We start from the raw sequence: 12493 nt of genomic DNA, 5'->3' as shown, positions 1-12493 counted from the left end.
CGACGCTCTAACCGGCTGACACTGCCAATCCAAGGTCATCAGTTTCTTCTAAGGCATTTGATTCGGGTGGCGAGGAAAATTCCCGTGAAACCAGAATCTTGGAAGCGTGCCCGCTGGCACATTTTCGTAATAGAATTCTCGATCACCTTCCATAGCTTTGTAGTATTCCGTCACCTCACTCAGCCAGTAGAGGCATAGCACACTCATGAGCAGCCCGACAAAAACCGCTGCTAACGCCCTTACTTTAGGCAGCTTGGGTGTAACCGGTCGGGATTCAGGCGAAATTAATGCCCAGAACACACAGAGCACCAGAAAACCGATCAACATCGAGCCTGGGGCAATAAATACTGCAGAGACACCAGCATGTAGTAAAGCGGCTGAAACCGATGCCGTGAATGCAGCAATTGGCAGTACCAGGTCCGTTCTTTCGCCGACACGCACTTCATCACGTAACTTCCAAAAACGCCGGACGGCCTGACTCATCAATATTAAAAGAGCACCAATCAGCAGCCAGCCGTACTCTGCGGCCCACATCAAATACATATTGTGGGGATGACCGAACTTAGGAGACTGCAGGTAGCCTTCAGTCAAGACTTCATGGGTCAGCCAAGACTGTGGTCCCATACCGAGGGGGAAATTTTCAAGGCTCATTCGCCAAGCTTCAATGAACAGTGGCACTCGGCCAGACGTATCCGCCTTCAACGCACGCATACTTACTTCATTGAGCAACAATGAAGGGACGAGTACTGAAAGAAACAGCCATGCAATTACGCCATACGTCAGATACCGTAGAAACATCTTCAACCAGGGTAGCGCCGGGCGACCAATCAGCACAATCGCAACAAGCACTCCGAACGCAAGCCCCAACATAGTTCCCCGAGAGGACGAAAGGAACACCACCCACCACCAAAGCGCCGCGCCCAGCGCAATGAAAAATCGCCACAGTCTTTGATTCTGAAGCGGCCCGATAAGCACAGCCAGAGGCAGTAATGGTATGAGCCAAGTGGCGATGTGGCTCCAATAGCGAATACTCACAAAACCCCAAGGAATAAAATTCGACAGATTTGCTACTTGGTCAGAAAGTGCAAACAGGTAAACCGTTATAGTGGCACCACCGTAAGCAGACGTTGAGGCCGCTGCAACACTAACCAAAACAACGACAAAGTATTGCCTATGCTTATCACTTCCCGGCAAACTGCCCGCCAATACGAAACCAAGAAAGAACGCGGCATATAGTCCAGGCTCCGCCCAGTTATGAGGCGCCTCGCCAAACGGCAGTGCCAACAACAAAAAACCACCAGCAACCACGACCACAGACCATACGCGCCCGAGCAAAGCCCAACCGTGCTGATAAATCAAACCCACTACTGAAAAGCTAACCACCAGTGCCAAGAGGCATGCCAATATAAACCGCTGCGAAGCATAACCACCGAACGGCAGCAATAAAAAATCTGCAAACAGAACGCTGGCAAACACCACAGCAACGAATAACCAAAGAGCGGCATTCCAGGCTTTTTGCATCACGTCCTCTGGTGTAAAGGATAAATATTGAATTTGAAATCAGACTGGCAGACTTACAATCGGCAACTGGACGGCAAATAGGACGACATCCAGCTTGTTGCTACTGCTGTATTATCAACGACACACTCCCACCGTCCTGACGCATCGCGATCAAAACGCAGAATCAAACCTGTCAAATTTGGGTGTGCATTGCCGCCCATGGTCACTTGAAGCTGACCTGACCCGTCGGGATTGAGCGTGCCTATATTGACGGCTTGAACGCCGTTAGTAAGATCCGATGGGGTATAGCCAATATCATTATTGGTAACGCTTCCACCGGAACCTGTGCGCTCTTCAAACGGGGCCCTGTAAGCTGACAACTCACCTACAGCGCGGTTTGTTTGGGTTTTTATTATATATCCCTGATAGGAAGGGATAGCAATGGCAGCCAATATGCCGATGACCGCTACAACGATCATCAGTTCTATCAAGGTAAAGCCGGTATTTTTGGTCATCAGCGATCAGTCTCTAGCAGCTGGCTCATATATTGATCAAGCAAATTCAGAGCCAAAACCTGATTGGAGAATAAATTAATACTTGGAGGGCTAACTGGGTTGCAGGATCCCTTTTCTACCACTTAATTTCCCGCTGCGCACTGCGAGAGTGTTTCTGTATGGATAAGACCGTATTACCGGGCTCAGTTACGAACATCGGCGAGCCTGAATAGAAGAACGAATTTACGGTGCCATTAAAACCGCTGCTGGGATTTGAGGGTGTAATTCGTAATGGTTTTCAGCGGGTCTTCCTATTTGCTTTCGAAGACTACCTGGAACTGGTGCACCGCACCGGGCGGATTAGCCGGGAAGACAAGCATGGCGCGATCAACAACAAAGCGCTGCCGATTCTGGAGCGGCTGAATATTGACCCCGACCCGTGGTGCGTTAGAGCAACGCGGTTTGAGACAACCTATCAGAATTACCGGCAGAAGCGGCGGCGGGCAGCCCGAGCAACTCCCCTTCCCTCTGAATACTACCCTCTGTATCTGGCAGGCTTGGCCGGAGCTTTGGCGTGTCTGGCATGCAGCCTTATTGCTGAAATTGGCCATATTTATACATCGGCTTTGACATAGCCCCAGAATACATGCCCCAGAAAAAGCAAAGGCCCGGCGGTCGAAGCCGCCGGGCCTTTGGGAATCAAGTCAGGCTGAGCTGAGCCTATCCATGATGATTAAGTCAGCAAGTAAAAAATTAAGACGCTGGGCAGCCTGCGGGTGCGTAGCTGTCTTTCCAACCATCAGTGCCATCGGTCTTACCAGTTACGGCACAATTCCAGCGACCCGACGCATCACGTGTAATCGTTACCACTGCACCGGCTACCGCAGATGAAGCATCGCCGCCCATTGTAGCTTCAATGGTGGGCGCTGCGGTAGCACCGTCCGTCACCGCCATACCATTTGTTCCAGCAGTTGAATCAAGCAGATTGGACTTGTCAGAATCATAGCCAAGTGCGATCTGGATCGGGCTTACAGTCAGATCGTCACTGTAACCCGTGATAATTGTCGCTCCTCGGTTAAGTGAGTCTTCGATATTAGTCTTGAGCGAATTAACTTCTCCAACTACGCGAGTGACCTGAGAACGAGCGATGTAGTCTTGATACTGCGGAATAGCGATAGCCGCCAAAATACCGATGATCGCAACAACGATCATAAGTTCGATTAGCGTGAAACCCTTCTGGGCGTGATTGATTTTAATGTTATTCATATTCGACCTCTATGATTGTCGTTGATCAACTCGAATTGGCCCGGGGCCGGTGGAGCCTTGCCCCGCAACCGGTTTTCTTGAGCCTGAATAGCCCCAAGCACTCCTCATGCCAACTAACAAAAATAGTATCAAAGCATTATCAATCAAGAGCCTACAATACATCATCACACCTAACGCAACATGTCAGCACGATGACTACAGAGCCGCTCCCCGTCATTCGGTGACAAAATTTGTCACACACCACCCCTTCCTACTCACTTTTGTTTGTCTAACCAATCTCAATTGGAGTCCGCAAATTAGTCACACGCCTTTCCAAACCTAAGCCAGCCATCTAAACTCTTCAATCGACAAAACCCATTTTCAGTCACTTAGGCGGCATTCTTTACTCAGTTTATGGCTACTAACCAAAGTAATATCACGCTTACCGGGCTCGCTCGGCGCTTTGTGGATGACGGGCTTCTTGATGAGACGGTCGCCAAGGACGCGTTTGTTCAGGCGTCTCAGAACCGTATTCCACTGATCACCTACCTTACCCAGAACAAGCTGGCAGACAGCTCAAAACTGGCCTTTTCCGCTGCAATGGAATTCGGGGTTTCTGTTCTGGATCTCTCGGCGTTTCTTCCGGAGATGATGCCGGACAAGGTGGTTGACGAGAAGCTGGTGCGGAAACACAACGCACTTCCACTATACAAGCGAGGCAACAGGCTTTTCATTGCGGTTTCCGACCCCACGAACATTCAGGCGCTGGACGAAATCAAGTTCAACACCGGCCTGAGCACCGACCCCATTCTGGTTGACGACGCCAAGCTCCGTGAAGCTATCGACAAGTACCTGGAGTCTCACGACACCAGCATGGGCGATCTGGATGATGCCGATTTGGAGGGCGTGGAAACTGAGGGCGGCGAGCAGGAAGATGACGGAGCCGTTTCAGCGAGCGATGTAGATGATGCGCCAATTGTAAAATATGTTAATAAGATGCTTTTGGACGCCATTCGTGGGGGCGCCTCAGATGTGCATTTCGAACCTTACGAAAAAATCTATAGAGTTCGATACCGGACAGACGGCATTTTGAAGGAGATGTCGCGCCCCTCCATTAAGCTGGCACCCAAAATTTCTGCGCGTGTAAAGATCATGGCGCAACTGGACATTTCCGAGCGGCGCGTTCCCCAGGATGGCCGGATCAAGATGAAGCTGTCCAAGACCAAGGCCATCGACTTCCGTGTAAACACCTTACCGACGCTCTGGGGCGAGAAAATCGTTCTTCGAATTCTTGACCCTAGCCAGGCAAAACTGGGCATTGACGCGCTGGGCTACGAGGAAGATCAGAAGAAACTGTATATGGATGCACTTGCTCAACCACAGGGCATGGTTCTGGTTACAGGCCCCACAGGTTCAGGTAAAACAGTATCTTTGTATACAGGCTTGAATATTCTCAACACAGCAGACATCAATATTTCCACGGCTGAGGACCCTGCTGAGATTAACCTTGAGGGCATCAACCAAGTCAACGTGAACAACCGGGTTGGCTTGGGATTCGCAGAAGCACTGCGGGCATTCCTTCGTCAGGATCCTGACGTGATCATGGTGGGTGAGATTCGGGACCTTGAAACAGCCAATATTGCCATCAAGGCGGCACAGACCGGACACCTGGTACTCTCTACCCTGCACACCAACAGCGCTGCAGAAACGCTGACCCGGATGATGAATATGGGCGTCCCCGCGTTTAACATTGCCACGTCGGTAAGCCTGATTATTGCCCAGCGCCTAGGCCGACGCCTGTGCAGTTCGTGCAAACAGCCCGGTGACGTTCCAAAAGACGTGCTTTTGACCGAGGGGTTCACACAGGAACAAATTGATACAGGGTTCAAGTTGTACCACCCAAAGGGCTGTGATAAATGCAATAATGGATATAAAGGCCGCGTCGGTATTTACGAGGTGGTCAAGGTTACCGAAAAGCTGGCCAGCATGATTATGGAAGAAGCCAGCTCCATTAAAATTGCACAGCAGGCTCAGGCAGAAGGCTTCCGGAATTTACGCCAATCAGCACTTATGAAAGTGATTGAGGGCGTGACCAGTCTTGAGGAAGCCAACCGCGTGACGAAGGATTAAGCATGGCAGAGAAAGCGCAAAAGCTGGAATCGTACATCTGGGAAGGCAAAGACCGAAAAGGCAACAAGTCCAAAGGCGAGCTTGCCGGCTCTAACCTGGCCTTGGTAAAAGCCCAGCTACGTAAACAGGGCATCATCCCCGATAAGGTCAAGAAAAAGCCCAAGCCATTGTTTGGGGGCAGCAAAAAGATCACACCTTTTGATATTGCTATGCTCACGAGGCAGCTGGCGACGATGATGAAAGCCGGTGTGCCGCTGGTTCAGAGCTTTGACATTGTTACTGACGGCCTCGAGAACAAAGGGCTGCAAGATCTCGTAATGGCTATCCGCAATGACATTGCTTCCGGTACCAGTTTTGCCGGGGCGCTTCGCAAACATCCGAAGCACTTTGACGACCTTTACTGCAACCTGGTGGATTCTGGCGAGAAAGCTGGTGCGTTGGAGAAGATGCTGGACCGTATCGCCACCTACCTAGAAAAAACCGAACTGCTGAAGAAGAAAGTAAAAAAGGCGATGACCTACCCTATAGCGGTTGTCGTCGTTGCAATAGTTGTTACCGCAATTCTTTTGGTAAAAGTTGTTCCGCAGTTTGAAAGTCTATTTCAGGGCTTTGGCGCTGAGCTTCCAGTATTCACCCAGATGGTTGTGCGACTCTCTGAATGGATGCAATCCTGGTGGTTTGTGGTATTGCTGGGTATTGTGGGTGCGATTTTCCTATTCAAGGAAGCAAATCGCCGGTCCCAGAAATTTTCGGATTTTGTGGACAAATATGTCCTTAAACTACCAATTATGGGCGAGATCATAGACAAGTCAGCCGTCGCCAAATTCGGGCGGGTTTTGTCCACGACCTTTGCTGCGGGTGTTCCCCTTGTAGACGCCTTGGATTCTGTCGCCGGCGCCACCGGCAACGCAGTTTATCGGGATGCCATTCAACGCATCAAAAACGATGTCTCCAGCGGTACCCAACTGCAGGCATCCATGCGACAGCAGGATATTTTTCCGGTGATGGCCGTGCAGTTGACGGCTATTGGTGAGGAATCCGGTAACCTGGATGAGATGCTGGAGAAGGTCGCGGAACATTATGAGGGTGTGGTTGATGACATGGTGGATAACCTTACTGCACTGATGGAACCGATGATTATGGCTGTTTTGGGTGTTCTTGTGGGTGGATTGATTATTGCTATGTACCTTCCGATCTTCCAGATGGGGCAGGTTGTTGGGTAGGTTTCCGCCCCGCCCCTCTCCCACTGGGGGAGAGGGGCGGGAGAGAAATAAAGAATCACTTAGAGCTTTTGAATGTCCACATTAAACGTTTTCCTTTCAAGTCCCTGGCTTCTATACCTCACTGTAATATTCGTTTCGTTATGCATCGGTAGCTTCCTGAACGTTGTTATCCTCCGCCTGCCGAAGATGATGCATCAGGATTGGCGATGCCAGTGCGAGGCGTTTCTTGAGATTCCCGAAGCTCAGCATAAACAGGAAGAACGCATAACCCTTTCCAGGCCAGCCTCTACCTGCCCTTCCTGCGGCCATAAAATCCGAGCCTGGGAGAATATCCCGGTGATCAGCTACCTGCTTCTTGGCGGCAAGTGTGGCAGTTGTAAGGCGCATATTTCGATTCGCTACCCGGTAATTGAAGCGGTAACGGCTCTGTTTTCCGTGATCACTTTAGTGGTTGGGGGCCCTTCAGAGTCGACATTGCTAACTCTGTTGCTGGTTTGGGCACTAGTCGCCCTGACCGTGATCGATTTCGATACCCAGCTTCTGCCAGACAGCATCACCCTGCCCTTAATGTGGCTCGGATTGATGTTGAGCTATTTCGGATATCTGGGCGATTTTAACAGCGCTTTCCTGGGCGCGGTTTTTGGTTACCTTTCCCTCTGGTCTGTTTACTGGTTGTTCAAGCTTGCCACCGGCAAGGAAGGCATGGGCCACGGTGATTTCAAGCTGCTGGCCGCTCTGGGCGCCTGGCTGGGGTGGGAGTTGTTGCCCGCAGTGATTCTGTTGTCTTCCGTAGTGGGTGCGGTAGTGGGTATCAGCCTGATGGTCTTCAAGAAGCATGGCCGTGAAGTGCCCATTCCGTTTGGCCCCTACCTTGCCGCTGCCGGGTTGTTGTGTTTGTGGTTTGGCGTTGAGATTCAGGAATTCTGGGACGGGCTGTTAGGGATTTGAAGCATCAGATGAGCATTATCGGGCTTACAGGCGGTATCGGGTCTGGCAAATCCACGGTCGCGCGTCAGTTTGGCGCTTTGGGCGTGCACTGGGTGGATGCGGACGATGTCGCCCGCGAAGTGGTTGAGCCGGGAATGCCTGCGTTGACTGCTATTGCCGATCACTTCGGGCAGGACATTCTCACAGACGACGGAGCACTCGATAGAGCACGCCTTCGGCAGATTGTATTTGAGCAGCCGGAGCAGCGTGTGTGGCTTGAGAGCCTGTTGCACCCGGTCATCCGTGAGGAACTTATTCGCCAGCTTCATCCCACCGATTATACTTTGCCTTACGTTCTGTTAGTGTCTCCCCTGCTGCTGGAAACCGACCAGAACAAACTGGTTGAACAAGTGCTGGTGGTGGATGTTCCTGTTGATGTTCAAATTGCGCGCACCATGGCCCGGGATACCAACTCCCGGGAGCAAGTTGAGCGAATTATCGCTGCTCAAATGCCCCGCGAGCAGCGCATCAGCAAAGCAAGTGCCGTAATTGATAACAACCAGCCCAAAGAAAACGTTGCAGCCGAGGTTCGCGCATTGCATGAAAGGTTCATGGTGGACTTTGGTTGATCAGCTCCGTTTGAGGCAGGGTTCGGCTTTTGCTCTAACAGTTACAGCCTTGCTCCTTTTTATCAGCACAAGCAGTTACGGCATTGAGCCAGTATTCAAGGTTCAGGAACACTCTATAACCGACACCCTGGTGCCTGCGAAACTGCCACCGTCATTCTACACGTTTGATCCGGATGAGTACTGGGCGGAGCCGAGGGACTCCTACTGGATGGGTTTCAGCAACTTCATCCTGCGCCAGGAGCGTCTTCAGGGCCCAAAAGTCCAGTCCCTTGGGAACTGGGCCGACCGAACGCTCTCCGGTGAGAGCCACAGCCTCCCGAATAACGAGAGCTACCTGCGCCTCGGCTTTGCCACCGAATCCGAATACGGCGCCCCGGCCCAATTCGAGCCAGAGATCAAGTTTCGACTGGACATACCAACCACAAAGCGCAAACTGCGACTGGTTATCGAAAGCGAAAGCGACGAGCTTATTCCCCTCGAAGAACGCCAGCGCGATCGACAATTGACGGAACCAGACCGCACAACAGGCACGGCAACAGGCGCTTTGCGGTATCTCTCGCAAATCGGAGACGCCATTAACCTGTCTAACGACATAGGCGCCCGCCTGCACTTTCCGCCGGATGCCTTCTGGCGGGCAACGGCGGAAAAATACTGGAAAGCAAACGAAGACTGGGCCTTTCGAGCACAGCAACGTTTTTACTACTATCACCAGGATGGCTGGGGTGCCCGCACCTGGTTCAGCGCTAGCCGGGATGTTGGCAACGGCTGGCGTTTCTGGACTTCTTCTGAGCTTGAATGGGTGCATAACGACAGCGAATTTGTTGCTTCGCAGATTTTCAGTACCTATAAGCGCCTGAACAATCGCTCAACACTCAATCCGCGCGTGGGCGTTCTCGGCGAGAGCAAACCAGGCTGGCGAACAACTTCGGCGTTTGTTGACCTTACCTGGCGCTACAGGCTCCACAGCGATTGGCTGTTCGCAGAGCTTATACCTGCACTCACCTTTCCGAGAGAGAAGAGCTTCAAAGATCAGGGCTCCGTTCTTTTTCGCGTAGAGATGTTCTTTTCCGGTAGCATTAACCCCGACTTCTAACTCCCAAATCTGAGGAGGCCTGCAAGCGGGGCCTTCCGGGAACCGCTTGCAGGCCTCAACCACGGAGTTCGAACCAGGACCCATGCCCAGACACCACTCTATTCCTGCCTCAGACGCCTTGGCGCTTACACCCATCGCTATTACTCGTTCATGCTTCAAAGACAAATTTGGAGTGCCCCGCCAACCAGGCCTCACTCGCTACGCCAGAGCCGACCTGATTATCCAGCCACCCTATGACCGGGAAGATGCTTTTCGGGGTCTGGAAACCGCCAGCCATCTCTGGCTGATTTTCCAGTTTCACGAAGCCGTGCGGGCAGAGTGGCGACCGGTGGTTCGGCCACCTCGCCTGGGTGGAAACCAGAAAATGGGCGTATTCGCCAGCCGTTCACCGTTCCGGCCAAACAGCCTCGGGCTATCCGTAGTCCGTAACGAGGGCCTTGTGCGCAAAGACGGCCAACTGGCTCTGCAGATAAGCGATCACGATTTGATTGAGGGCACGCCGATTCTGGATATCAAACCTTATCTGCCGTTTGCCGATTCGATACCGGATGCAGGGCTGGGCTGGGCTGAATCGGCGACTACCGAGCGCCTGGAAGTCGCTTTTCTGCCAGAAGCCGAGGCGCAGCTTGCCAACCTGCCACCAGAGCAGTATCCGGACCTGAAGCTTCTCATAACGGATATTGTGAGTTACGACCCTCGCCCTTCCTTTCGCAGGGGCCGTGATGAGGAGCGTATTTACGGAGCGCACCTTTATGATCTGAACGTGCGATTCCGGTTTATGAATGATCATTCACAGAAACGTGTCGAAGTGCTGACGGTCTGTTAGACTTCCGTTGGTGATTTAGTAGTCGACACAGGGAATTTGTGCATTGCTCTCAAATCGGTTTTTCACGCGCATGGGTATCCGGCCGCTGGCAATGCGGCTGCTTGTGTATGTGCTGCTGTTCAGCCTGGTTATTTCTCTGGTTGCCACCGGCGTGCAAATGATCGGTGAGTTTGAACGCCGAAAATCTGATCTTCAGGAGACCCAGCAACGCGCCGCAGGGCTGGTCTCCGGCAGTATGAGCAACAACATCTGGCTGATGAATTTCAGCGAGGTGGCCAATAGCCTGGATGACATGCGAGCGGTAGAGGCCATTCACTACGCCAGAGTCGTGACCTCCACCGGTGAGGAGTTCAGTACCGGCGGCTACCCGGAAGGCCGTGTTATTTCGCAAACCTTCCCGTTGATATTCAATCGCTCAACTTTCCGTGGCCCGGAAGACATGGGCACGCTTACGATCACCTCATCGGTTGAGCAGGTCTATTCGGAGCTACGCAACAGTGCACTGATTAACCTGCTGTTTCAGTCAATTGTTGTGATGCTGGGCACGCTGGGGCTTGTGGTCATCGTGCGCCTCACCCTCTCTCGCCATATGGAATCCATGGCAGACTACGCTGCGCGGCTGAACCTGGATGCGCTGGTGGACCCTCTCAAGTTGAAGCGCAGGCCTCCCAAACACCCGGATGAGCTTTCAGAGCTTGAGCAGGCGCTAAACAAGATGCGGCTTCAGATTCTGGAAGATACCCGATCACTCCGGCAAACCACCCTCCAATCCCAGGGTGAGCGGGATGAGGCGATACGAGCCAACCGCGCAAAAAACCAGTTTCTCGCGAATGTAAGCCACGAGCTGCGTACGCCCCTGCAGTCTGTTCTCGGGTACGCCAATCTGCTGACTGACACGCCACTTGACCAGGAGCAAAGCGAGTACGTACACACCCTGCTCAGCGCCTCTGAAAGCCTTTCTGCCATCATCAACGACCTGCTGGACATTTCCAGCATGGAAGCTGAAAAGCTTGTACTTGAGGACATTCCTTTCGATCTGCGGGAAACCCTCAACGACCTGGTACACATGCTGGGCGACCGGGCACGGGAAAAAGGGCTGGCACTGGAGTTACGCATTGACGAGGAGCTGCCTTGGGCCCTTCGGGGTGACCCGGTGCGGATTCGCCAGGTGTTGCTGAATCTCGTTTCCAACGCGATCAAATTTACAGATTCCGGGCATGTGCTGATCAGTATTGAGGTGTTAGGGCGTCGGGATGAGAAGGTTCGTTTGCGTCTGGCGGTTGAAGACACTGGCATTGGTATAAATCCGGAAGACGTCCCGCTGGTGTACGAGCCTTATGTGCAGCTGGGCCAGAGATTCCAGCGCCAGCTGCCCGGTGCCGGGCTGGGGCTGACCATCTGTCGCCAGCTGGTCAATCTGATGCAAGGCTCTCTGGATCTGGAAAGCCGGCCCGGCGAAGGTTCTACATTCTGGATTGAACTGACGCTGCCCGCAGCGCCCGAGAGTGGATCGCGCATGCGCCCGGATACGCGCATGTTGAAGGGCAAGCGCGTGCTGGTAGCCGATTCCTACGAGCTGTCCCGTAAAATTACGCTGGAAATGCTGTCGCGCCATGATGTCCACATCGAGGCTGTCAAATCCGCCGGAGAGGCCCTGACATCGTTACGCCTGGCGTTCGACAGCCAGGAGCCATTTGACGCGATTATCCTCGACGGCTTTTTGCCGGATATGGACAGCGATCTGCTATGCCGCCAGGTGCGCAGCAACCCTCTATGGGCGGATATGCGTCTGTTGATTCTCTCATCCAACCCGCAGCGTGGCGATGCCGAGCATTTCCGCCAGGCCGGGGCGGATGCCTTTCTCAGCAAGTCCCTGCGGGAATCTTGCCTGAGCCCCATTCTGAACCAACTGTTCGAAGACGCCACAAAGGAAGATCGGTGCTTCCTTACCCGGTTCTCCCTGCAAACCAGCGATGATACTGAAAAGCGCCGTGAGCTCACCTCCCGCCGTATGAAAGTGTTATTGGTCGAAGATAACCCGGTAAACCGGACGTTGACCCGAAGGCTGCTGGAGAAACTGGGGTGTGATGTGATGACGGCAAATGATGGTGAGGCTGCATCCAGCTTGTGGCAATGGCACCCTTTTGATTTGATATTTATGGACTGCATGATGCCCAGAATGGACGGCTTTGAGGCCACCCGGCGCCTGCGCGCCTGGGAAGAAGCCCGCAAGCGACCACGGGTGCCAGTCGTCGCTCTTACCGCCAGCGCTATGGAAGAGGATGAGGAGCGCTGCCGTCGGGCCGGGATGGATTCATTTGTCGCCAAGCCTGTCAATATTGAAATGCTACGGGCAGTACTGGAACAATACGCCCATGGCGCTCCTGCAAAAGCCCCTGTATAACGCCGCCAAGCTCTATGCGGCA

The 12493-nt window shown here is 52.9% G+C and carries 11 protein-coding genes; 8 read left to right on the top strand and 3 right to left on the bottom strand.

Annotated elements, in window-relative coordinates:
- Window positions 1-48 precede the first annotated feature (48 nt).
- Together FFI90_RS01560 and FFI90_RS01555 are read right to left on the bottom strand one after the other, a co-directional pair.
- Window positions 49-1521, bottom strand: coding sequence for an O-antigen ligase family protein (locus FFI90_RS01560; protein WP_144775878.1), 1473 nt, complete (start codon window positions 1519-1521; stop codon window positions 49-51).
- A 53-nt stretch (window positions 1522-1574) separates the two neighbouring features.
- Entirely contained in the window at window positions 1575-2015 is a 441-nt protein-coding gene (locus tag FFI90_RS01555; RefSeq protein ID WP_144775876.1) for a pilin, read from the bottom strand.
- A gap of 227 nt (window positions 2016-2242) precedes the next feature.
- Here FFI90_RS01555 and FFI90_RS01550 point away from each other — a divergent pair, with 227 nt between their 5' ends.
- Window positions 2243-2629 carry a hypothetical protein gene (locus FFI90_RS01550; protein WP_246123273.1) on the top strand — a complete coding sequence of 129 codons (387 nt, stop codon included), beginning with the start codon at window positions 2243-2245 and terminating at the stop codon, window positions 2627-2629.
- A gap of 118 nt (window positions 2630-2747) precedes the next feature.
- Here the strand turns inward: FFI90_RS01550 and FFI90_RS01545 are convergent, their stop codons facing one another.
- Entirely contained in the window at window positions 2748-3260 is a 513-nt protein-coding gene (locus tag FFI90_RS01545; protein WP_222120464.1) for a pilin, read from the bottom strand.
- A 393-nt stretch (window positions 3261-3653) separates the two neighbouring features.
- Here FFI90_RS01545 and pilB point away from each other — a divergent pair, with 393 nt between their 5' ends.
- The 7 genes from pilB (at window position 3654) to FFI90_RS01510 (ending at window position 12471) form a co-directional block, all read left to right on the top strand.
- Window positions 3654-5369, top strand: coding sequence for a type IV-A pilus assembly ATPase PilB (pilB, locus tag FFI90_RS01540; protein WP_144775874.1), 1716 nt, complete (start codon window positions 3654-3656; stop codon window positions 5367-5369).
- A 2-nt stretch (window positions 5370-5371) separates the two neighbouring features.
- The gene (locus FFI90_RS01535) at window positions 5372-6592 is read left to right on the top strand and encodes a type II secretion system F family protein (protein WP_144775872.1); all 1221 of its coding nucleotides are present in this window, start codon (window positions 5372-5374) and stop codon (window positions 6590-6592) included.
- A gap of 72 nt (window positions 6593-6664) precedes the next feature.
- A complete protein-coding gene (locus FFI90_RS01530) occupies window positions 6665-7540 on the top strand; it encodes a prepilin peptidase (protein ID WP_144775871.1) in 876 nt (291 codons plus the stop codon).
- A gap of 8 nt (window positions 7541-7548) precedes the next feature.
- Complete coding sequence (gene coaE / locus FFI90_RS01525) at window positions 7549-8148, top strand: dephospho-CoA kinase (RefSeq protein ID WP_144775869.1); 600 nt, start codon at window positions 7549-7551, stop codon at window positions 8146-8148.
- Window positions 8120-9241, top strand: coding sequence for a hypothetical protein (locus FFI90_RS01520; RefSeq protein WP_246123271.1), 1122 nt, complete (start codon window positions 8120-8122; stop codon window positions 9239-9241). The genes coaE and FFI90_RS01520 overlap by 29 nt, the downstream gene beginning before the upstream one ends.
- An 82-nt stretch (window positions 9242-9323) precedes the next feature.
- Entirely contained in the window at window positions 9324-10067 is a 744-nt protein-coding gene (tsaA, locus tag FFI90_RS01515) for a tRNA (N6-threonylcarbamoyladenosine(37)-N6)-methyltransferase TrmO (RefSeq protein ID WP_144775867.1), read from the top strand.
- Window positions 10068-10137: 70 nt separating this feature from the next.
- Window positions 10138-12471, top strand: coding sequence for a response regulator (locus FFI90_RS01510; RefSeq protein WP_144777175.1), 2334 nt, complete (start codon window positions 10138-10140; stop codon window positions 12469-12471).
- Window positions 12472-12493: the final 22 nt, after the last annotated feature.

Origin of the sequence: Marinobacter maritimus (genome assembly GCF_007671675.1) — a bacterium.
Taxonomy (GTDB): Bacteria; Pseudomonadota; Gammaproteobacteria; order Pseudomonadales; family Oleiphilaceae; genus Marinobacter; species Marinobacter maritimus.
The sequence above is the reverse complement of the archived record's forward strand: the minus strand, read 5'-3'. Positions and strand labels throughout refer to the sequence as shown.